We start from the raw sequence: 19,507 nt of genomic DNA, 5'->3' as shown, positions 1-19,507 counted from the left end.
GCGACCCAGCCAGGTACCACCCGCGGTCGCCGTACGGCAGACGGGGGCAGACGATATTGCGGCGCGGCATCCCAGCGGAGCGCATACGCTGCGCCCCATGACAGAGGCGAAGATCACCGAACTCCGGCCCCTGCCCGACGACTGGCAGCGCGCCCTGGCCGTGGTGGCCCACCCCGACGACCTCGAATACGGATGCTCCGCGGCCATCGCGGCCTGGACCGACGCCGGCCGGGAGGTCACCTATGTGCTGGCGACCCGTGGCGAGGCGGGCATCGACGCCCTGGACCCCGCCACCTGCGGTCCGCTGCGCGAGCGCGAGCAGCGGGCCAGCGCCGCCGTCGTCGGCGTCACCACGGTGGAGTTCCTCGGCCACCGGGACGGGGTGATCGAGTACGGCCCCGCGCTGCGCCGGGACATCGCCGCCGCGATCCGCCGCCACCGCCCCGAACTCGTCCTCACCCTCAACCACCGGGACACCTGGGGCGGGATCACCTGGAACACCCCCGACCACGTGGCCGTCGGCCGGGCCACCCTGGACGCCGCGGCCGACGCGGGCAACCGCTGGATCTTCCCCGAACTCACCGAGCAGGGCCTCGCACCCTTCGACGGCGTCCGCTGGGTCGCCGTCGCCGGCTCCAGCAGCCCCACCCACGCCGTCGACGCCACACCCGGCCTGGAGCGGGCGATGGCTTCGCTGCTCGAACACCGCACCTACCTCGAGGCGTTGACCGACCAGGACCCCGAGACCTACGTTCGCGACTTCCTCACCACGCAGACCACCGCCGTCGCCGAGCGCTTCGGCGGCACACCAGCGGTGGCCTTCGAGGTCTTCAGCCGCTGAACCGGCTCAGGACCGCACCGGGTTGACCCTCCCCTTACGTCAGGCTTGAGGCTGTGAGCGGACGAAAGGGCAGGCACATGGGCTACTCGGTGGGGCAGGTGGCGGCGTTCGCGGGGGTGACCGTGCGGACGCTGCACCACTACGACAAGGAGGGGCTGCTCTCACCGAGCGACCGCAGCCGCGCCGGCTACCGCTCCTACAGCGACGCCGACCTGGCCCGGCTCCAGCAGATCCTCTTCTACCGGGAACTGGGCTTCCCGCTCGACGAGATCGCCGTCATCCTGCGCGGCCCGCAGGCGAACGCCCTGCACCATCTGCGGTCCAGGCAGCGGAAGTTGCGCGAGGAGATCGACCGGCTGGAGCGCCTCGCCGAGGTGGCCGAACAGGCCATCGAGGTGCAGCGCACCGGGGTGGCCCTCACCCCCGAGGAACGCTTCGAGGTCTTCGGTGAGATCTCCTTCGACCTCAGCTACGCCACCGAGGCACAGCTGAAATGGCGGCACTCGGCGGCGTACCGCGAGGCGATGGCACGGGCCGGCGCCCACACCAAGCAGGACTGGCGGCGGCTCATGAGCGAGGCCGCCGCATGGCGGGCCGAGCTGCTCGCCGCCTTCGACGCGGACGAACCCGCCGACGGCGAGCGGGCGATGGACCTCGCCGAGGAGCACCGCCGCCACCTCACCCGCTGGTTCGCCCCGTGCCCGCCGGACACGCACCGGCGCATCGCGGACGACCTCGCCGCCGACCCGCGCGCCTTCGCCCTCCTCGTCCCCCCGTCACACGGACGCCCCGGCCTCGCCGCCTATGTGAACAAGGCGATCCACGCCAACGCCTCGCGCCGTGACGGCTCGCGCACCGATCCCGAGGAGCACCCATGAGAATCCTGATCGCCACGGCCGGATCACGCGGCGACGTCGCGCCCTACACCGGCCTCGGCGCGGCGCTGGCCGGCGCCGGGCACGAGGTCACGCTGGCCACCACCGACGCCTTCGCCCCGCTCGCCCGCGGCGCCCAACTCGGCTTCCGGCGGCTGCCCGCCGACCCGCGGGCGCACGGCGGAGCCGGCGGCAGGCGTGAACTGATGCGCACGGCCGCCGCCTTCGTCACCGAGCTCGGCCGGGGGTTCGCCGACGTGGTCGCAGAGGGCGCTGATCTGCTCATGCTGTCGGCCACGACGGCCCCGCTCGGCTGGCACCTCACCGAGGCCACCGGAACGCCGAGCCTCGGCGTCTACCTCCAGCCGACGGCCCCGACCGGCGACTTCCCGCCCGTGGTCACGGGCGTACGGTCGCTGGGCCGGGCCGGTAACCGCGCGGCGGGCCGTTTCGCCCTGCGCATGGCCGACCGCGTCTTCGGGCAGGCGGTCACCGAGCTGCGCCGCCACCTCGGGCTGCCGCCCCTGAGCGCGGCCGGGATGCGCCGACGCCGGGAGCGGGAGAACTGGCCCGTGCTGCACGGCTTCAGCACGGCCCTCGTGGCACGCCCCGCCGACTGGCGTCCCGGACTGGACGTCGCCGGAACCTTCTGGCCCCACGTCGCCGCCGACGAAGAACTGCCCGCCGTCGTGGAGGACTTCCTGCGGGCCGGGCCCCGGCCGGTGCTCGTGGGCTTCGGGTCGATGGCGGGTGGCCAGGGCGAGCGGCTGAGTGAGATCGCCGTTCAGGCCCTGCGGCGCGCGGGGCTGCGCGGCATCCTGCAGTCGGGCGCCGCCGGGCTCGCCGCCGACGGCGACGACGTGCTGACCGTCGGAGAGGTGCCGCACGCCCTGCTCCTGCCGCGGCTCGCCGCCGTCGTCCACCACGCGGGGGCGGGCACCGCGGCCGCCGCGCTGCGGGCCGGGATCCCGGCCGTTCCCGTGCCGGTCACGGCGGACCAGCCGTTCTGGGCGGCGCGGCTCGCCGCGATCGGCGCCGCCACCGAGCCCGTCCCGTTCGCCGCCCTGAGCGCCGGCCGGCTCGCCGAGGCCCTCGAGCGGGCGGTGCGGCAGCAGGGGTACAGCAGGTGCGCCGCGACCGCCGCGGCGCACCTGGCCGGGGAGGACGGCGCGGGCCGGGTACGGAAGGCCGTCGAACAGCTCGCACAGCGCTGACCTGCGCGATCCTGCAGGATCAGGGAGGAGGCGCCCCCGGTAGGCTGTCCCTCATGCCAGACCAGATAGCGGGCCCTTCGGAGCTGCGCGGGGACTGCGCGCGCTGCTTCGGACTGTGCTGCGTCGCCCTGCCCTTCGCCGCGTCCGCCGACTTCGCGATGGACAAGCCCGCCGGGAAGCCGTGCCCGAACCTCCAGGGAGACCACCGCTGCGGCATCCATGCCGACCTGCGGAAGAAGGGGTTCACCGGCTGCACGGTGTACGACTGCTTCGGTGCCGGACAGAAGGTCTCACAGGTCACCTTCGGCGGCCAGGACTGGCGCGCCGGCTCGAAGGAGCACGCCCGCCGGATGTTCGACGTGTTCCCGGTCGTACGGCAGCTGCACGAGCTGCTGTGGTACCTGACCGAGGCGCTCGGCCTGTCCGCCGCCCGTCCGGTCCGTCCCGAGCTGCGGCGGGCGCTGGAGGAGACCGAGCGGCTGACCCGGCAGACCCCCGAGGAGCTGGCCGCGCTGGACGTGGCCGCGCACCGCCAGCGGGTCAACGGCCTGCTCCTGCGCACCAGCGAGCTGGCCCGGGCCGGGGTCGCCGACGCGCAGAGCGGCAAGAAGGGCAACGGCAGGGGCAGGGGGAAGGACCGCCGGGGCGCGGACCTCATCGGGGCCCGGCTCCGGGGCGCCGACCTGCGCGGGGCGAGCCTGCGCGGCGCCTACCTCATCGCCGCCGACCTCACCGGCGCCGATCTGCGCGACGCGGACATGATCGGTGCGGATCTGCGGGACGCCGACCTGACCGACGCGGACCTCACCGGCGCGTTCTTCCTTACCCAGCCGCAGATCAACGCGGCCCGCGGTAACGCCGGTACCCGTCTGCCTGCGTCAGTCACTCGGCCCGTGCACTGGGCAGCGGGTCGCTGACGGGTTCGTCGTGGCCGGCCGAGCAGTTCCCCCCGCCCCTTCGGGGCGCTGCTCCCCGGCCCCGCTCAGCGGCGCCACTCGCCGTCGCCCCAGCCCCAGCCGCAGCCCCTCCGGCATCACGGTCAGCCGTTCGGTGACGCTCAAGCGATAGGCCGGGTCGGCCGACAGGTCGTAGCGGCGGAGCAGCAGGCCCAGGACCAGGGTCGCCTCGTGCAGGGCGAACTGGCGGCCGATGCAGGCGCGCGCGCCGGTGCCGAAGGGCTTGAAGGTGTGCGGGGGGCGGGCCCGTACGGCCGCCGCCTCGAAGCGGTCCGGGTCGAAGCGTTCGGCGTCCTCGCCCCACACCTCCGGGTCGCGGTGCAGCATCGGGGTGAGGACGAGCGCCCAGGCGCCCCGGCGCATCGGATGCCCGTCGGCGAGGACCGTGTCCTGGCGGGCTTCACGGGCGAAGGCCGGAGCGGTCGGCCACAGCCGCAGCGACTCGTCCAGCACCCGGCGGACGTAGCGCAGCTTGGCGATCTGGTCGTAGCCGGGCTGCTCGGTGTCGCCCCAGACGTGGTCCACCTCGGCGCGGGCCCGGGCGGCGATCTCGGGGTGCCGGGCGAGGTAGTACAGGGCGAAGGAGAGCGCGCCCGAGGTGGTCTCGTGACCCGCGACCAGGAACGTGATCACCTGCTTGCGGACGTTCTCCGCCGACAGCCTCTCGCCGGTCTGCGGGTGCGCGGTCTCCAGCATGCGGTCCAGCAGGTCACCGTCTGCCCGGCCGGAGCGACGGCGCGCCGCGACCAGGTCGTCGACCGTGCGGTTCAGGTAGGTCATGTCGGCGGCGTTGCGCCGGGCGGCGGCGCGCAGCAGCAGTGGGGCCAGCGGCGTGGGCACGCTGTTCAGGCGCTGGGCGTAGGTGAGCGTGCCGACCATCGCGCTGACGAACGGGTGCGGCCGGTCCCGCTCGAAGGAGCCGAAGTCATGCCCGAAGCCCGTGCGCGCGATGGTCTCCAGCGTCAGTTTCGTCATGTCGCCGGGTACGTCCACCCTGCGCCCGGCCGCCGCCTCGCGGTCCCAGTGATCGGTCAGCCGCTGTGCGACCGCCAGCATCATGCCGTGATAGCCCGCCATGGCCTCCCGGCTGAACCCGGGTGCCAGGACGTCGTGCGCCAGCTGCCAGTTGGGCTCGTGGTTGTAGGCGGTGAACAGGCCGTCGCCGGCGAGCGGACGCAGATTGGCCACGCCCAGCCCGACGTGTTTGGCGAACCGGGACTCGTCGGCCAGGTCCGCGGCCAGACGCGCCCCCCACACGAACACGAACTCCTTGCCGAACGCCCGCCGCCGGAAGATGGGCCCCAGGTCGCGTGCGAAGCGCATGGAGTCCTGCAGCGGCCTGCGCCGGTCGGCGCCCAGCACGTCGCCGAGCAGCGGCACCCGGCGCGGCGGATGCGGGATGCGGTGCAGTTCGGGCCAGCCCTGTTCGGCGCTCCGGAATCCCTTCGGCAGCCCGGGCCCCGTCGGCGTCTTTGTCGTCCGCGCTTTCTCCGCCGTCTCCGCCATGACGCCGATCTCCCTTGATCCAGCGGCCGTTGATCTGTGACGTGCACCTGTGACGTGCATCCGTGGCGCGCGTGTTGTACGTGGGTTCAATAACGCGTTCCAGTGTGGGCCGCTTGTTGAACCCGCGTCAAGTAAAGTGACGCCATGCCCGCGAACCAGGGGGAGCGCGCCCGGCGCAGACTCAGCACGGAAGAACGCCGTGAGCAGCTGCTGTCGGTCGGTGCGAAGCTGTTCTCGGAGAGTCCCTACGACGACGTGTGGATCGAGCAGGTCGCCGAGATCGCCGGGGTCTCCCGCGGGCTGCTGTACCACTACTTCCCGACCAAGCGGGACTTCTTCGCGGCGGTCGTGGAGCGCGAGAGCGGGCGGATGCTGCGGATGACGGCGGCCGTGCCCGGCGTGCCGGTGCGCGAGCAGCTGACCGCGGGCCTCGACACCTACCTCGCCTACGTCCAGGCCCACGCGCACGGCTTCCGCGCCTTCCACCGCGCCGACGCGGCCGGTGACCAGGCCGTACGCCGGGTCTACCAGCGGGCCCTGGCCGCCCAGGAGCAGCAGATCCTCGCCGCGCTCGCCGCCGACCCCGAGTTCGGGCCCGTCTTCGAGGGTGCCCCGCAGGTGCGCCTGGCCGTGCGCGGCTGGCTCGCCTTCACCACGGCCGTGTGCCTGGAGTGGCTGCGGGACGGCGGGTTGACCCGTGAGCAGGTGCGCGACCTGTGTGCGCGGGCGCTGTTGGGCGTCATCGCCTGATTCCCTCTCGTCGAGGGGAGTGGTTGGCGTGCACCCCGATCTTCGGTAGGTTAGGCAAGGCTTACCTAAGGAGATCTCGGATGGGTGACACGCAGGACTGGACGGCCGCACCCGGCGCGGCGGAACGGGCGCGATCGGTGCTGGCCGCCGCCTGGTCGTGCGCGGTGACCGCGGACGGCGCCCGCGAGGAGTACGTCGGCGCGCACACCGTGACCGACGACGGCGCCGTGCGGCTGACGGTGCCCGACGACAGCGCCCTGCTGGCCGCGGCCATCTGCGCCCCGCGCCAGGAACCCTCCGCCGTGCTGGAGTTCGCCGACGTGGCGCCCGTACCGGTACGGGGCCGGATCCGGGCACGGCTCCACCTCGCCGGCTGGTTCGCCCCGGACCGCGGCACGCTGCTGTTCCGGCCCACGCGAGCGGTGCTGCGGCAGTCCTCCGGAGCCGTGGTCCTCGACCTCGACGAGTACGCCGCCGCCCGGCCCGACCCGCTCGCCGAGGCCGAGGCCCGGCTCCTCACCCACCTCGCCGACGCCCACCCGGACGCGGTCGAGCGGCTGACCCGCCTCGTGCGGCCGGAGAGCCTGCACGCCGCGACCCGTGTCCTGCCCCTCGCCGTCGACCGGCACGGACTGACCCTGCGTATCGAGCGCACCCGCGCCCACGGCGACGTACGGCTGCCCTTCCACACGCCGGCCGACGACGTCACCCAGCTCACCGAGCGCATGCACGCCCTGCTGGCCCAGGCCGCTGCCGCCGCCTGCCCCCGCGCGCTACAGCGGCAGCGCGCAGACGGCGACGGGTGAGGCGAACGGCTCACCGGCCGACCGGAGTCCGCCGCTCTCCCCGTCCACGCGGAAGACGGTGACCGTACCCGAGTGCTGGTTCGCCGCGAACAGCAGCCCGCCGTCCGGCGAGAGGGCGATCTGCCGCGGGAAGTCCCCGCCCACCGGCACCGTGCCGAGCAGCCGCAGCCGGGCACCGCCGGCCTCGATCGCGTACCGCGCGAGGCTGTTGTGGCCCCGGTTGGCCAGGAACGCGTACCCGCCGTCCGCCGTCACCACGAACTGCGCCGGGTAGTTGGTGCCGCCGTCCGAGCCCGTCGGCTGCGGCTCGCCGATCGCCAGCCGGCCGGACGCGGGGTCGAAGGCGCAGACGGCGGCCGTGTCGTCCACCTCGTTGGCCAGATACGCGTACCGGCCGCCCGGATGGAAGGTCAGATGGCGCGGTCCGGCGCCGGGCCGCGTGGGTGCCTGCGCCACCTCCGTCAGGGTGCCCTCCGCCCGGTCGAGGCGGTAGCTGTAGACGGTGTCGGTGCCGAGGTCGACCGCGAGGACATGACCACCGTCCGGGCTGGTGAGGAACTGGTGCGCGTGCGGCCCCTGCTGCCCCGGACCCGGTGGCGGAGCGGAGTGCGTGACCAAGGCGGTGCGCTCGCCGAGGGCGCCCGAGGCGTCGATCGGATGCACGGCGACACTGCCCGAACCGTAGTTGGCGCTCAGCAGCCACCGTCCGGAAGGATGCACCGACAGATGGCAGGGCCCCGCCCCGCCCGTACCCCGGCTGCCCAGCAGCCGCCGGTCCGCGAGGCGTACCGCCGTCACACCACCGTCCTCCCGCTCGTCCACCGCGTACAGCGTGCGGCCGTCCGGGTGCACGGCGAGATACGACGGGTCGGGGACGCCGGTGAGCGTGCCGGAACCGGTGATCCGGCCGGTCGACGGGTCGTAGGAGGCCAGCCCGATGCCGGTACCGCCGCCGTCGGCCGACGTGTACGTGCCCAGATACAGGGGGCGCGGCCCGGACGCCCTACGGGCAGGCGGGGCGGCGCCGGGCTCGTCCGCCGCGGCCGGGGGATGGGCCCGCGGGGCCGCCGGTGACGGCACCGCGACCACGGCCGCCGCGCCCGCCGCGGCCCCGACGAACCGGCGCCGGCTCCAGCCGCCTCCGGACTCCCGCCCGCGCGCGGAAGATCCCCGTCGTGCCGCCCGTGCCTCCCTGCCCATACCGCACCTCAGGTCGTCGGCTGCCCCGCTCGTGACAGCAACCTTGGCCCGGACCCGCCGCCAAGGGCAAGACGGGCAACGGGTGTTGCGGTGTGTGCAACGGGCGGCCGGCTCACCACTCCCCGTCCTCGACCGGCTTGCCCGGCGCGTCCTTCAGCGGGGCCACCTGGCCCGCGGACGGCGGCTGCCAGGGGTCCAGGTCGCCGCCCAGCCAGTCGCCGACCGGCTTGACCGCCTCCAGGGTGTCCGCGGGGGCCAGATCCTCGGCATCGGCGTCGTAGTAGTCGTACCAGGGCAGTCCCGCGCGTGTGTACGCCGCCCGGTCCACCGGGGACGGCGGGGGTGCCTCGCCGGTGATGCGCCGCCACTCCGGCGGCGTGACCAGGTGCACGAACACCCGCCCGGCGGGCTCCCCGGCCCAGTCCGACAGCGGCCGTTCGTCCCTGTAGACCTCCTGCCGCATCGAGCCGCCGACGCCGAGACCCATGGCCGCGGCACGCCGGGGGGCCGCACCCGCGGCCCGCGGCGGGGCCGCGCCGGGAGCGGCCGGCACGGGCGGGGCACCGCCCGGAGCGGACGCCATCATCGGCATGGCCGGGCCGCCGTACCCGCCGGCCGGCCCGGCCGACAGGGCCCTGCGGCGCGCCTCCTCCCGCTGCCGCTCGCGGCGCCGCCACTCGGCGAGCACCGGCTCCTTCAGCGGGAACGACTGCAGCTGCACCCCGCCCCACGCCTCCTCGCCGGTGACCTGACCCTCCACCGTCGCGCCGAGACCCAGCGGCACGGCGACGAACTGGCGGACGGTCCCCTTCCCGGAGTTGATGCCGTCCAGCCAGGGCTGTCGGGGCAGCACCACGTAGTTCTGCGGATCCCGGGCGAGACGGTCGCTCCAGGGCCGGCCGGACACCGCGCACACCTTGCCGACCCCGACCTGGAGCGCCGCCGGCTCCCTCGTGCCGGAGAAGCTCAGCCACATCGCCTCGCGCAGATACACCGGCAGCATCACCCCGCCGCGCGCCCGCCACTCCTGCGGGACGGTGTCGGCGTAGTCCGCGACCCGCCGGACCGGGAACTCGCCCAGTCCCGGCGGCAGCGGATGCGTGCCCGTCTCCGGCAGCCGCAGCGTGCGGACGAACCGCACCGCCACCCCGCCCGGCAGCCGCAGTGTGTCCCCGTCGATCCGCACTCCGCAACCGGTCATCCGTCGCCCCCTCGCCTCACGCGCCGGCCTGCCCGGCACCTTCCTCGCCGGGCCCCGCCCGGCGGCTTCCTCACGGATAACGTTCGCCGAACCCCGTACGGTTCCGCCACAGCTCCTCCTGCACCCCGAGGCGCTCGCGCAGCCGGGTCATCCGCGGCAGCTTCGCCCGCTGCCCGCGGGAGACCCGGTCCAGCTCCTCGAACAGGCGCCGGGTGCGGTGCTCGGTGTTCAGTTCGTCGATGATCCGGGTGGTCTCGGTCAGCACGGCCCCGAGCAGCTGCCAGTTCGTCCAGTCCTTGCCGATCTCCTCCCGCAGCAGCTCGGCCAGCCGGTCCCGGGTGCCGGCCGCCGTGTGCAGCTCGGCCGACAGGCGGGCCTCCGCCGACTCGGCGTCCTCACTGAGATGGGTGGTGACCAGGACCCCGAAGCTGACCACGGCGTCCGCGATCTCCGACAGCAGCTGTTCCACGGTCACCCCGACCCGGGGCGGGAACAGGTCCTCGGCCCCGCGGGCCTTCGCCAGGTCGGTGAAGGACCGGGCCAGCACCCGCAGGACCACGGTGCAGATCTCGAGCGTGTCGAGGCCGGTGCGCAGCACCACCCGGTGCAGCAGCCCCTCCTTGACGCGCGGATTGAGCCGCAGGCTGTCCTCGGCCTGCCGCAGCGAGGCGTCCACATGGGCGATGTGCTGGTCCAGCCGGCGTGCCTCGTGCAGCCGTTCGGCCGCCCGCTCCCAGGGGATCCGGCCGGCGGCCTCCTCACCCATCCGCAGCATCAGCTGCCGTATCCGGCGCGCCAGGTCCTCCATCGACCGGCCCGCCTCGTCCACCCACACCGGGGGTGGCAGCAGCAGGTTGCAGGCGGTCCCGACGACCGCGCCGATCAGCGTCTCCACGATGCGCGCCCACGCGGTGAAGCCCACGGTGGTCACGCCGAGCACCAGCATGGCGCTGATCGCCACCTCGGCCACGTACTCGTCGACCCGCACCAGGTGCCCGACCGCCAGGGACGCCACGATCAGCAGCGCGAGGCTCCACCAGGTGAGCCCCACCAGCACGCTGAAGGCGATCGCGACCAGCACCCCGGCCACCACCGAGTTCACCCGGCGGATGCCGTTGGTGAGGGTGGCGTAGAAGGTCACCTGGACGACCAGCAGCGCGGTCAGGGGGGAGGTCAGCGGGGCCGGCTCCGGGCTGAGGCGCAGCGCGACGACGTAGGCGATCGTCGCCGCCGTCGCCGACCGCAGCGTCTGGACGACCACCGGCTGCCGGCGGCGCTCCAGGAGGCGCAGGAGTCCCGTGGTCCACTTGCGTACGTCGTGCATCCCTTGGCCTGTTCCCCTTCCGCGGGCCGCACGAACGTGCTTCGATCGCGGACCGTAAGTGTCCGCGAGGGTTCGTGCAGTGAGTTCGGCGGCGGAGTGGCTGCCGGACCGAGAGGCCTTCGCGAGGCGGTCGAGAGGTTACGGAGGGGGTCGGCATGGGGGAGATCCAGGGCGCCGGGAAGCCCGGGGGAATCGAGCTGCTCCAGCAGGCGCACGCCTACCTGCGCGAGGTGGTCGCCGCGGTGCCGGATGAGGCGTGGGGCAGGCCGACCCCGTGCTCCGAGTGGACCGTGCGGCAGGTGCTCAACCACGCGCGGATCGACCAGCACGCGTACGGTCTCGCGCTTGCCGCCGACCGGCCCGACGAGGACTCGTTCCAGCCGGCCGACGCCCTCCACGGCGATCCGGTGGCCGAGCTGGACAAGGTCCTGGACGCCGTGGCCGACGCCTATGCGCAGCTGCCCGCCGACGCGGAGTCCGTGCCGACGCCGCTGGGCCCGCTGCCCCTGCCGCTGGCCGCCGGTGCGGGCGCGCTGGACGCCGCCGTGCACGCCTGGGACATCGCCGTCGCCACGGGGCGGGACCGGCCGCTCGCCCCGGCGCTGGCCGCGGGCCTGCGACCGGCCGCCGACCACCTGGTGCCGGGACTGCGCGAGTACGGCGTCTTCGCACCGGCCCTCGCGCCCGACGATCCCCTGGACGAGGCAGCGGCCCTGCTCGCCTTCCTCGGCCGCGACCCCCGGTGGACGCCTGAGCTCCCCTGACCGCACGGGCCCCGGGCAGCCGTCTGCGGCGACAGGAGAGGGGCTGTCGGCCTGCCGTCAGAGGTACAGCTTGTCGATGAACGCGTAGAGATTGCCCGTCATGCGGGCGATCTGCTCCTCCATCGTCAGGCTCTCCTCGAACCGGGCGCCGGACTCCGGAACCTTCCTGCCCCGCACATACAGGGAACACGCGAGGTCGGTGCACATGTACAGACCCACCGAGTTGCCCTCGCGGCCCGCCGCGCCGGCTTTCCTCGCCGCCATCAGCGAGACTCCGCCGCCGGGGTGCGTGGTCAGGCACACCGAGCACATGCTGCGGTGCAGGAAACCGCGTTGGGCCGTCTGGAAGCGGAAGGCGACGCCGACGAGCCGGTCCTCCCGCTCGGTGACCAGATAGCCGCGGTCGGGCGCACCCGGATCCCGCCAGCCCAGGAAGTCCAGGCCGTCCCAGGGGCGTTCACCGAGATCCCGGGGTACCGCCAGCCGCTTGGCCTCCCCCTTCGAGCAGTTGATGAAGGAGTTGCGGATGTCCTGCTCGGTGAGCGATCTCATGGGGGCCCTTCCGGATTCGCCAACGTAACCTAGGGGGTCTAGGTTCAGGGCTAGCGTAGGTAGCCAGGGGGAGGGTGGGCCAATGGATTTCGGGCAGGGACCGGCACCGTGCGTGCGGACGGGGCTGGAGCTGCCACCGCGTGCCGGCGGTCGGTGGCGCCTCCGGTGAGGACGGTGCCTTCCGGCCCGGCGTCCTCGCGCACGGCCCGCTCCGGGCTCGCGCCCGGCCCGTTCCGAGGTGTCGTCCGCCCTGGCGCCCCGGTCACGGCCCCCTCTCGGGCGGCTGGCTCCGGCGCGCGGCTCCTTGCGGCCGGCACGCTCGGGCCCGGCAGGCCCCGGCACCGGCTGCTCGGCCGAGACCTCTAGGTGCGCACACTGAGCGGCGGCCCGCTGGACGCCCTCGCCGAGCGGACGAACTGGTCCCGATGACGGTGACCGAGGCGTACGACCTGCCCGCGCCGGACCACCCGCGCACCAAGCGGTTCCTGCCAATGGCGAAGCCCGCGGAGCGCCCCACTTAGCTCAGATCATGAACTAAGGGTTGGGAGAATAGCGCCTTCCGTTCGCCCGAAGGGGTATGTTGCAGGTCGGACACGGTTCGTGAAGGGAGCCGCATGGCGGAGCGTAACGGGCGCACGGTACGCGACCTGAGGCGGGGCAACCGTACGGCCGTGCTGCGGAAGCTGTACTTCGACGGCCCCCTCAGCCGGTTCGAGCTGGGTCCGGCCACCGGCCTGAGCAGCGGCTCGGTCAGCAACGTGGTCGCCGACCTGACCGCGGACGGCCTGCTCGAGGAGGCCGGCAGCGTCGAATCCGACGGCGGCCGGCCCCGGACCCTGCTGCGCGTCGCCCCGGACAGCGGCCAGATGATCGGCGTCGACGTCGGCGAAACCAGGGTCCGCGTCGAGCTGTTCGACCTCGCCCTGACCGAACTCGCCCGTACCGAACGCAGGCTGACCCCACGGGGGTGTTACGACGTCGAGGTGATCGCCGGCCACATCCGGGACGGCATCGCCGAGGTCCTCGGCGCCGAACAGGCCGCGCCCGAGCGGCTGCTCGGGGTCGGCGTCGGCGTGCCCGGCATCGTCGAGCACACCCCGGACCAGGGTGCCGTCGTCCACGGCCAGACCACCGGCTGGGACGCGGTCCCGCTGGAGCGGCTGCTCCACTCGGCCTCTCCGCTCCGGGACGAGATCCCGTACTTCGTCGACAACGGCGCCAAGACCCTGGGCCAGGCCGAGATGTGGTTCGGCGCGGGACGCGGCGCCCGCAACGCCGTCGTCGTGCTCTTCGGCTCCGGCGTCGGCGCCTGCGTGGTCACCCCGGAGGTGGAGCACGGGCGGGCCGTCGAATGGGGCCATCTGACGGTACGGGTGCGCGGGCGCCGCTGCCGCTGCGGCGCGCCCGGCTGCCTGGAGGCCTACGCGGGTGCCGAGTCGCTGCTCGCCCGCTGGCGGGAGGAGGGCGGCCGGCCCCCCGAGGGCACCGACGAGGAGACCGCGCTCACCGCGATGCTCACCGCCGCCTACCCGCCCGAGGGCACCCAGCCCGACCCGGTGGCGCTGGCCGTCCTGGAGGAGACCGCCGAGTACCTCGGCGCCGGCCTGTCCGACCTGATCAACCTCTTCCAGCCCGAGCGGATCCTCATCGGCGGCTGGGCCGGTCTGCAGCTCGGCCCCCGCTTGCTGCCCGCCGTACGGCGCCACGCGACGACGTACGCGCTGCGCCACCCGGCCGACAAGGTCACCGTCGACCTCGGTCGGCTCGGCCCGGACGCGGTCACCGTCGGCGCGGCGATCCTGCCGCTGGCCGAGTTCTTCGCGAGCGGCGGCCGACGCCCGGAACCGATCACCGAGGCCCGTCTGCCGGCGTGGCGCGCGGCGCTTCGCGAGCGGGCGCCACGCGCTGGCAGGTGACCGCCCGTGGCGCGAACACCTGATGAGACCACGGCCGGGTGACGTCGTCGCGACATGGACGCCGGGACGCAGTTCGTTGAAGGTTCCGGGCCGCCAGTGTGCGCAGGTGGGAGTGGAGCCGCCGCTCACGACGTGGCCCGCAGTCCGGCATCGGCGGCTGCCCTGCCCACCTCACCTGCGGCTTTCGGTGCCACTACGGTGCGGTGGAGTCCGCTGTCGATCTCGATGACGGCCTCGACGTCCCGCGCGCTGCCCCGGACCGCTGCCGCCAGCCGGTGTGCACCTTCGACCGACTCGACCCCGACCGGGTTCTATCGATCCAGGGGCGAGTCGTGGTGCCCTCCCCGACGGCTGGCCGCCCGAACACGAGATCCTCTCGCTGTGCGCCCGGCAGGGACTCGCCCCGCGCGGCCTGTCCGAACTCCACGTCGATCCCCGCGGGCGCCCCGCGGGTCTGCTCGGCGGCTTCGCAGCTCCGCCCGAACACGCCTTCCGGCCCGCTGCCGACGCATTGCGCGCGACGCTCCGGAAGCCGGTGACCAGCGCGCAATGACGAAGACGAAGGCGTGACCCGCGGGGTGTCCGCCGGCCGCGCACACGTCGAGCACCGTTCCGCGCCGCTCAAGCCGACGGTTCGTCCGGTGACGGGTGTTCGGACTGGTCCGGGCCCGGGTGGGGTGCGCCGCGGGGACCCGAGCCGGCCTCGTCGGTGTCGGGGACGTCGTCGGCCGTGTCGTCCACGCCCGGTCGGCCCGGCGTGACCTCCCACGGGTCCTCGCCGGCGCCCGCCTGCTGGTCGGGCATGTCCCTCGGGACCGGGCCCCTGTCCTGACCCGGTTCGGTCTCCCGTTGTGCGGCCATGGCGTTCTCCCCTCGGACGTGGGCGTACGGCGCGTCAGCCGACCTTGCGCCCGCGCATCGGCTCGGTCTCCATCCCCGCGCCCTTCTGCAGGCCGTCGAGGAACTCCTGAAGCACCTCCGTCGCCGTGCGCCGCGGCTGCCAGCCCAGCTCGGTGTGCGCCCGGCCGCAGTCCATCAGCGGCAGCCGCAGCACCGCGTCGAACAGGTGCGGCGAGGCCGGCAGCAGGTGCAGCCCCCAGGCCGCGGCGATCGCCGACCGGGCCGCCGCGCGCGGCAGCCGTACCGGGCGGCTGCCCAGCAGCTCGCCGAGCACAGCGGCGTCGAGCGGCGGATCCGCCGCGAGGTTGAAGGCACCCCGGGCGCTGTCCGAGGCCACCGCGAGCCGGTAGGCCTCCGCGGCGTCGTCCGTGTGCAGCGCCTGCACCCGGAGCCCCGGGATGTCCGGCAGGAACGGCATCAGCTCGGGGCGGGCCAGCGGACCCGGCAGGAAACGCCCGCCGAAGATCCGGCGCTGTTCGCTGGCGGACTGCCACTTGAACAGGAACGCCGGGCGCATGCGCACCACCCGCACCTCGGGATGGTCCCGCTCGAACACGTCCAGCGTGCGCTCCAGATAGGCCTTCTCGCGGCAGTACGCGGCGTCGGGCCAGCCGTGCGTCGGCCAGGACTCGTCCACCGCATGGTCCTTCGGACCCGGCGAGTACGCGCCCACGGAGGAGGCGTGCACCAGCACCGGCACCCGTGCCGCGGCGACCGCCTCGAACACCCGGATACCGCCGAGCACATTCGTCCGCCAGGTGGCCGCCGGATCGTGCGTCGGCTGGAACGCCCACGCCAGATGCACCACCGCGTCCGCGCCCTCGAACCGCTCCGCCAGGTTCGCCTGGTCGGAGGCGATGTCGACCGCGGACCACTCGGTCTTCGGCGGCGACCACTCGGGCGTACGCCGGGCCAGTCCGCGCACCGACCTGACCCCGGCGTCCTCCGAGAGCAGCCGCACCACACTCGTGCCGACATTGCCAGTGGCACCCGTCACGACGACCCTGCTGCCCGCTGCGCTGCTCACCTCAGGCTCCTCTCGCCCCACACTTCGGCGGACGGCCGGGTACCCGGGCCCGGGCGCGCGCACACCCCGGCATGACGCGACAGGTAATCGACCCGTGCGCGCGCTCCCGGGAGTATCGAGGACGTCAGCGCGACCGAGCCGCGTCGCACCTGGTCCACCGCCCGAGGAGGCACCCATGCCGTACTTCGAGAGCCCCGTCGACGGTACCCGTCTGCACTACGTCGACCACGGTCCCGCGAACGGGCCCGTCGCCGTCTTCGTCGCCAGTGCGTACATGGGCCACGAGATGTGGGAGTTCTGGGAACCAAGCCGCGTAGGGGCTGGTCAGGGTGTTGCTGCAGGCGGGGGACAAGGAGAGGTTGACCCGAGTTGATCTGAGTTGATTGAGGTTGACCCTGGTTCCCAAGATCTATCTCCCATCCGTCTCCCATGGGAGCCGAATGGCCCTCGGCGTACGAGACGCCGAGGGCCATCCTTGTGGGACCAGGGTGGGGGCCGACCACCCAGGGAGGCGGGACTGCCCCCACCCTGGCCCAGCATGTGTAACGCGTGCATTCTGCACCCGTCACTCGCTCGTTCGAGCGAGTCTGACTCTCGTTCAGTGGGAAGCGGTCAGGTTCCGCCCGCCCACCGTCGAGGGGGTGCTCACGGTGGGCGGGCGGCCCGTCCGGCACGGCACCGCCGCGCCGGGTCCGCTTGGGGGGTGGCGGATCTAGACGTCAAGGAACCACCGGATCGAACGTCTGTCCGATCTGGCATATGCCCATCCCAACACACTCAGGTGCGTTCCCGCTACACGCTGCTGACGATTCATTAGTAGCCCCAGGCGCATATATCTGTCGAGTGCCCCGACAGGGCCAGATTTACCCAGGCAGGTAAAGACTTTCTGTCAAGATCATCCCAGCATCAAGCGGGTGCTCGACCCCCTCCCCGACTGGGTACCCCGCCGCCGCGCCGAGATCGGATTACGCATCCGGACCACCCGCCGCGCCGCCGGCCTCTCCCAAATGGCCCTCGGGGACCGCATCGGCCGCGACCACAAGACCATCAGCCGGTGGGAGAACGCCCTCCGCGCCCCCGACCTCACCGACCTTCTCCTCATCGCCGACGCCCTCGACGTCCCCCTCGCCGACCTCGTCAGGTAGCAGAAAGCCCCGCCCATCCACCACGGGGAAGGTAGACAGACGGGGCAGTCCTTGGGGCCGCTAGCCCTGCGACTCGCTCCCCCCGCCGTGGGGAATCGGGCACACGTCCGACAGGCCCGGCGCCATCGGCGGCAACATCTGCTGATTCCGGTGAACCGGGCAGTACTTCCGGGGCCTTAGGTTGTCGACTCGCCAGTCCTCAGCGTCCAGCGCGCGCCGGACGTGGTGAGGGACGAAGGCAGAGCCAGGGCTAGCGGTCATGGGTCACTCCGAAGGGCTTGACGGGTCGTCTTCAGGCTGCGGCACGGGGTTACCGGGGTCGCCGGGGCTGTTGCCGCCGCCGTCGTCGCCCCCGTACCCCATGGTGTCCAGCTTGCGCTTCATACGCTTCTCCTATCCATGGTTCTGCCGACTTCGGTCAAAGTCGGTCATGGACTTGCGGGCTGCCCTATCGCCGTCCGGGCAGCATGCCGACGCCCGCAAGGCGCCGGAGCCCAGCCCGTGCCCGACGCAATCGGCGTACGCCGGGCACGGCATCTACTTCCCCCACCTGAGACCTTCAGCGTCCGTCACGGACTGGCGGCCTGTGTAGTAGTCCACGTGCTGACCGGCATGCCCTGGCGAGCGGGTGCAGCGGGCATGACTAGCCGGGTGCTTGGCGCCGCAGTAACCCGCCGCACGGAAGGCGTCCGAGTCGCGGGCCGTCTGCTGGTTCATCACGCATCCACCGGGGTGAGCTTCTTCCGGGCGTACCCGATGAACTTGCGCAACGTCTCCGGCCGGCACACGTCTCCTTCGTACCGCGGCGGCACGACCCAATGCGGGCCAGGCGGCGCCGTCCGGGCGAGGCTGGGGACACCGAGGTAGTGGTCGGCGCCGAGGGAAGGCACGTCCGCGCCTTCGTCCCAGACGAGCCCCGCATGGCTCTGGATCAGGACCCAGTACTGCCCCTCCGGGCGGTGGATGACCGGGCCGCCAATGTGGAACCGCAAGTCATCGCTGGAGAAGTCGAGGCCGCCCATTCCGGCGTGCAGGAGCGCGGCGGGGATGCGGACGACGCCAAAAATTCGGTTACAGCGCAGGAGGGTGACGCCTCGTTCGATCCACTCGTTGTGGGCCGCGTGCGGGTCGTCGGCTGCGCTGGCGAGCCACACGACGGTCCGGTACTCCACAGACATGGGTCAGGCCTCCACGATCAGCGTGTTCCGTCTCACACAACTGACCGTAGAGGCCCGGTTACAGGACCGAGGACCGGAATCCGGTCCCCCTTCACGCCGCCAAGATGCCCACCTCACCCGCGAGTTCCGACGCACGACGCCGACGGGCGGCCTGCTTCGACTCGACTTCCTCGAGGATGATGCGACGCGCGTACCCGTTGTACTTGACTGTCTCAGGTGCCGCGCGGTGTGCCTTCTCGAGTGTGGCGATGGCGACGTCTGGCTGCCCGTCCAGCTGGTAGCCGCGGGCCTCCTCGATCCGGTGCCGTGCGCGGCGCGGCCTCGAGGGGATGGTGACCTCGTCCGCTCGAGCAGCCTGCCGCACGGACTCGCCGCCCTGATGAAGTTCCACGGCTACGGTGACGGCGTGGGCCCCCATGATGGCCTGAGAAAAGGACGTGACCGGGTGGTAGTAGTCGGCGGGCAGACGGGCGGCCATGTCGTTGGCCTTGTCCCAGTGCCGCCACGCCGTCCCGGTGTCTCGGCGTCGGGCTGCGGTGTAGCCGAGTTCGAACTCGAGCGCCCCGGCGATGGCGAGAACGTCGTCCGTGCTGTCAGGTAGCAGCGGCTCGAGGAAGCGGACGGCCTCAAGGTTCACTGCGTCAGCAGCATCGAAGTGGCGGGGACCGCTGTCCCGGTGAGCTTGGGCCAGGAGCCACGCAGCGACGCCGATCGTGTGCGGGTCCTCCGACTCTTGCGCGGCGATCATTCCGCGCTCAGCTACGCGCCATAGCAGGCTCGAGTCCGGCTGGTAGGCGATGAAGAACTGCGACAGCGAGTACGTCTGTGCAAGAAGGGCCTGCGCCGCTCGCCGCTCGCCGCTCGAGTCCGCGTGCCGCACCAGGGCCTGTGCGTCCCGGATGAGATCCGGCAGCAGCCGGCCGATGACCTCTCGGTGATTCGGCGCCTGGTGCCGGGCCTTCCACGCGGCGTGCAGCCGGGCCTCGAGGTGCGCCACTGGTGGCGGCTCGACGCTTGAGGACAGCGGGAAGCTGTCGATGGCGGCCTTCACCGCGGCGAGGCGGGGGTGGCCGGGTCCGATGAAGAGGTCGACGTGCATGTCGGGCTGGCCTGTCAGGTCGGCGAGGTCCCGGACCCGGAGGGCTTCAGCGATCCGCATCACCATCTCGAGACCGGGTGCTTGCTGCTGCCCGTTCTCGATCTTCTTGAGAGTGTGCGGTGACACGCCGATCAGGTCGGCAAGTTGCATGCGGGTCATGCCGCGGCGCTCGCGGAGAATCTGCACCCGCTGGCCGAAGCGCAGTGGGTCGGCGTATGGGTCGGGGGTAGCATCAGATGGCATGGTCTCGCCC

18 protein-coding genes are annotated in these 19,507 nt (G+C 73.0%); 9 read left to right on the top strand and 9 right to left on the bottom strand.

Annotated elements, in window-relative coordinates; all coding sequences use genetic code 11:
• Positions 1–97 precede the first annotated feature (97 nt).
• From ACZ7GZ_RS06745 to ACZ7GZ_RS06730, 4 genes are all read left to right on the top strand, one after another.
• Positions 98–841, top strand: a complete 744-nt coding sequence (locus ACZ7GZ_RS06745) for a PIG-L deacetylase family protein (protein WP_471021543.1) — start codon at positions 98–100, stop codon at positions 839–841.
• 77 nt (positions 842–918) lie between these two features.
• A complete protein-coding gene (locus ACZ7GZ_RS06740; RefSeq protein ID WP_471021744.1) occupies positions 919–1,719 on the top strand; it encodes a MerR family transcriptional regulator in 801 nt (266 codons plus the stop codon).
• Positions 1,716–2,930, top strand: coding sequence for a nucleotide disphospho-sugar-binding domain-containing protein (locus ACZ7GZ_RS06735; RefSeq protein WP_471021541.1), 1,215 nt, complete (start codon positions 1,716–1,718; stop codon positions 2,928–2,930). Before ACZ7GZ_RS06740 ends, ACZ7GZ_RS06735 begins: the two co-directional genes overlap by 4 nt.
• A gap of 53 nt (positions 2,931–2,983) precedes the next feature.
• A complete protein-coding gene (locus ACZ7GZ_RS06730) occupies positions 2,984–3,847 on the top strand; it encodes a pentapeptide repeat-containing protein (RefSeq protein ID WP_471021540.1) in 864 nt (287 codons plus the stop codon).
• Here the strand turns inward: ACZ7GZ_RS06730 and ACZ7GZ_RS06725 are convergent.
• Positions 3,809–5,392 (bottom strand): cytochrome P450, encoded by a 1,584-nt coding sequence (locus tag ACZ7GZ_RS06725; RefSeq protein ID WP_471021539.1) that lies wholly within the window; start codon positions 5,390–5,392, stop codon positions 3,809–3,811. The two genes, ACZ7GZ_RS06730 and ACZ7GZ_RS06725, sit on opposite strands and share 39 nt — an antisense overlap.
• A 144-nt stretch (positions 5,393–5,536) precedes the next feature.
• Between ACZ7GZ_RS06725 and ACZ7GZ_RS06720 the strand changes: the two genes are divergently transcribed.
• A complete protein-coding gene (locus ACZ7GZ_RS06720; RefSeq protein ID WP_471021537.1) occupies positions 5,537–6,142 on the top strand; it encodes a TetR/AcrR family transcriptional regulator in 606 nt (201 codons plus the stop codon).
• 80 nt (positions 6,143–6,222) lie between these two features.
• The gene (locus tag ACZ7GZ_RS06715; RefSeq protein WP_471021536.1) at positions 6,223–6,948 is read left to right on the top strand and encodes a DUF2470 domain-containing protein; all 726 of its coding nucleotides are present in this window, start codon (positions 6,223–6,225) and stop codon (positions 6,946–6,948) included.
• Here ACZ7GZ_RS06715 and ACZ7GZ_RS06710 read toward each other — a convergent pair.
• From ACZ7GZ_RS06710 to ACZ7GZ_RS06700, 3 genes are all read right to left on the bottom strand, one after another.
• Positions 6,916–8,148 (bottom strand): lactonase family protein, encoded by a 1,233-nt coding sequence (locus tag ACZ7GZ_RS06710; protein ID WP_471021534.1) that lies wholly within the window; start codon positions 8,146–8,148, stop codon positions 6,916–6,918. The genes ACZ7GZ_RS06715 and ACZ7GZ_RS06710 overlap by 33 nt on opposite strands.
• Positions 8,149–8,260: 112 nt before the next feature.
• Positions 8,261–9,349 carry a hypothetical protein gene (locus tag ACZ7GZ_RS06705; RefSeq protein ID WP_471021532.1) on the bottom strand — a complete coding sequence of 363 codons (1,089 nt, stop codon included), beginning with the start codon at positions 9,347–9,349 and terminating at the stop codon, positions 8,261–8,263.
• 70 nt (positions 9,350–9,419) lie between these two features.
• Positions 9,420–10,673, bottom strand: a complete 1,254-nt coding sequence (locus tag ACZ7GZ_RS06700) for an FUSC family protein (RefSeq protein WP_471021531.1) — start codon at positions 10,671–10,673, stop codon at positions 9,420–9,422.
• Between the two features lie 155 nt (positions 10,674–10,828).
• Between ACZ7GZ_RS06700 and ACZ7GZ_RS06695 the strand changes: the two genes are divergently transcribed.
• On the top strand, positions 10,829–11,437 hold the full coding sequence (locus ACZ7GZ_RS06695) for a TIGR03086 family metal-binding protein (protein ID WP_471021530.1): 609 nt from the start codon (positions 10,829–10,831) through the stop codon (positions 11,435–11,437).
• Between the two features lie 57 nt (positions 11,438–11,494).
• Here ACZ7GZ_RS06695 and ACZ7GZ_RS06690 read toward each other — a convergent pair whose 3' ends face one another.
• Positions 11,495–11,989, bottom strand: coding sequence for an FBP domain-containing protein (locus ACZ7GZ_RS06690; RefSeq protein ID WP_471021529.1), 495 nt, complete (start codon positions 11,987–11,989; stop codon positions 11,495–11,497).
• A 614-nt stretch (positions 11,990–12,603) separates the two neighbouring features.
• On the opposite strand from ACZ7GZ_RS06690, the gene ACZ7GZ_RS06685 reads away from it, so the two are divergent.
• Entirely contained in the window at positions 12,604–13,905 is a 1,302-nt protein-coding gene (locus ACZ7GZ_RS06685) for an ROK family protein (RefSeq protein ID WP_471021528.1), read from the top strand.
• A gap of 621 nt (positions 13,906–14,526) precedes the next feature.
• Here the strand turns inward: ACZ7GZ_RS06685 and ACZ7GZ_RS06680 are convergent.
• Together ACZ7GZ_RS06680 and ACZ7GZ_RS06675 are read right to left on the bottom strand one after the other, a co-directional pair.
• Entirely contained in the window at positions 14,527–14,766 is a 240-nt protein-coding gene (locus ACZ7GZ_RS06680) for a hypothetical protein (RefSeq protein WP_471021526.1), read from the bottom strand.
• A gap of 34 nt (positions 14,767–14,800) precedes the next feature.
• The gene (locus tag ACZ7GZ_RS06675) at positions 14,801–15,832 is read right to left on the bottom strand and encodes an SDR family oxidoreductase (protein ID WP_471021523.1); all 1,032 of its coding nucleotides are present in this window, start codon (positions 15,830–15,832) and stop codon (positions 14,801–14,803) included.
• Between the two features lie 914 nt (positions 15,833–16,746).
• Between ACZ7GZ_RS06675 and ACZ7GZ_RS06670 the strand changes: the two genes are divergently transcribed.
• Positions 16,747–16,977, top strand: a complete 231-nt coding sequence (locus ACZ7GZ_RS06670) for a helix-turn-helix domain-containing protein (RefSeq protein WP_471021522.1) — start codon at positions 16,747–16,749, stop codon at positions 16,975–16,977.
• Between the two features lie 716 nt (positions 16,978–17,693).
• Here the strand turns inward: ACZ7GZ_RS06670 and ACZ7GZ_RS06665 are convergent.
• A complete protein-coding gene (locus tag ACZ7GZ_RS06665; RefSeq protein WP_471021520.1) occupies positions 17,694–18,155 on the bottom strand; it encodes a hypothetical protein in 462 nt (153 codons plus the stop codon).
• Between the two features lie 91 nt (positions 18,156–18,246).
• Positions 18,247–19,497 (bottom strand): helix-turn-helix domain-containing protein, encoded by a 1,251-nt coding sequence (locus tag ACZ7GZ_RS06660; RefSeq protein WP_471021519.1) that lies wholly within the window; start codon positions 19,495–19,497, stop codon positions 18,247–18,249.
• Positions 19,498–19,507: the final 10 nt, after the last annotated feature.

The sequence above is a fragment of the Streptomyces sp. NPDC037288 genome (assembly GCF_055603265.1).
The sequence above is the reverse complement of the archived record's forward strand: the minus strand, read 5'-3'. Positions and strand labels throughout refer to the sequence as shown.

Bases quoted from the DNA above. Each gene is read 5' to 3' on its own strand.
- ACZ7GZ_RS06745 (WP_471021543.1), top strand. From the start codon at position 98: ATGACAGAGGCGAAGATCACCGAACTCCGGCCCCTGCCCGACGACTGG.
- ACZ7GZ_RS06740 (WP_471021744.1), top strand. From the start codon at position 919: ATGGGCTACTCGGTGGGGCAGGTGGCGGCGTTCGCGGGGGTGACCGTG.
- ACZ7GZ_RS06735 (WP_471021541.1), top strand. From the start codon at position 1,716: ATGAGAATCCTGATCGCCACGGCCGGATCACGCGGCGACGTCGCGCCC.
- ACZ7GZ_RS06730 (WP_471021540.1), top strand. From the start codon at position 2,984: ATGCCAGACCAGATAGCGGGCCCTTCGGAGCTGCGCGGGGACTGCGCG.
- ACZ7GZ_RS06725 (WP_471021539.1), bottom strand. From the start codon at position 5,392: ATGGCGGAGACGGCGGAGAAAGCGCGGACGACAAAGACGCCGACGGGG.
- ACZ7GZ_RS06720 (WP_471021537.1), top strand. From the start codon at position 5,537: ATGCCCGCGAACCAGGGGGAGCGCGCCCGGCGCAGACTCAGCACGGAA.
- ACZ7GZ_RS06715 (WP_471021536.1), top strand. From the start codon at position 6,223: ATGGGTGACACGCAGGACTGGACGGCCGCACCCGGCGCGGCGGAACGG.
- ACZ7GZ_RS06710 (WP_471021534.1), bottom strand. From the start codon at position 8,148: ATGGGCAGGGAGGCACGGGCGGCACGACGGGGATCTTCCGCGCGCGGG.
- ACZ7GZ_RS06705 (WP_471021532.1), bottom strand. From the start codon at position 9,349: ATGACCGGTTGCGGAGTGCGGATCGACGGGGACACACTGCGGCTGCCG.
- ACZ7GZ_RS06700 (WP_471021531.1), bottom strand. From the start codon at position 10,673: ATGCACGACGTACGCAAGTGGACCACGGGACTCCTGCGCCTCCTGGAG.
- ACZ7GZ_RS06695 (WP_471021530.1), top strand. From the start codon at position 10,829: ATGGGGGAGATCCAGGGCGCCGGGAAGCCCGGGGGAATCGAGCTGCTC.
- ACZ7GZ_RS06690 (WP_471021529.1), bottom strand. From the start codon at position 11,989: ATGAGATCGCTCACCGAGCAGGACATCCGCAACTCCTTCATCAACTGC.
- ACZ7GZ_RS06685 (WP_471021528.1), top strand. From the start codon at position 12,604: ATGGCGGAGCGTAACGGGCGCACGGTACGCGACCTGAGGCGGGGCAAC.
- ACZ7GZ_RS06680 (WP_471021526.1), bottom strand. From the start codon at position 14,766: ATGGCCGCACAACGGGAGACCGAACCGGGTCAGGACAGGGGCCCGGTC.
- ACZ7GZ_RS06665 (WP_471021520.1), bottom strand. From the start codon at position 18,155: ATGTCTGTGGAGTACCGGACCGTCGTGTGGCTCGCCAGCGCAGCCGAC.
- ACZ7GZ_RS06660 (WP_471021519.1), bottom strand. From the start codon at position 19,497: ATGCCATCTGATGCTACCCCCGACCCATACGCCGACCCACTGCGCTTC.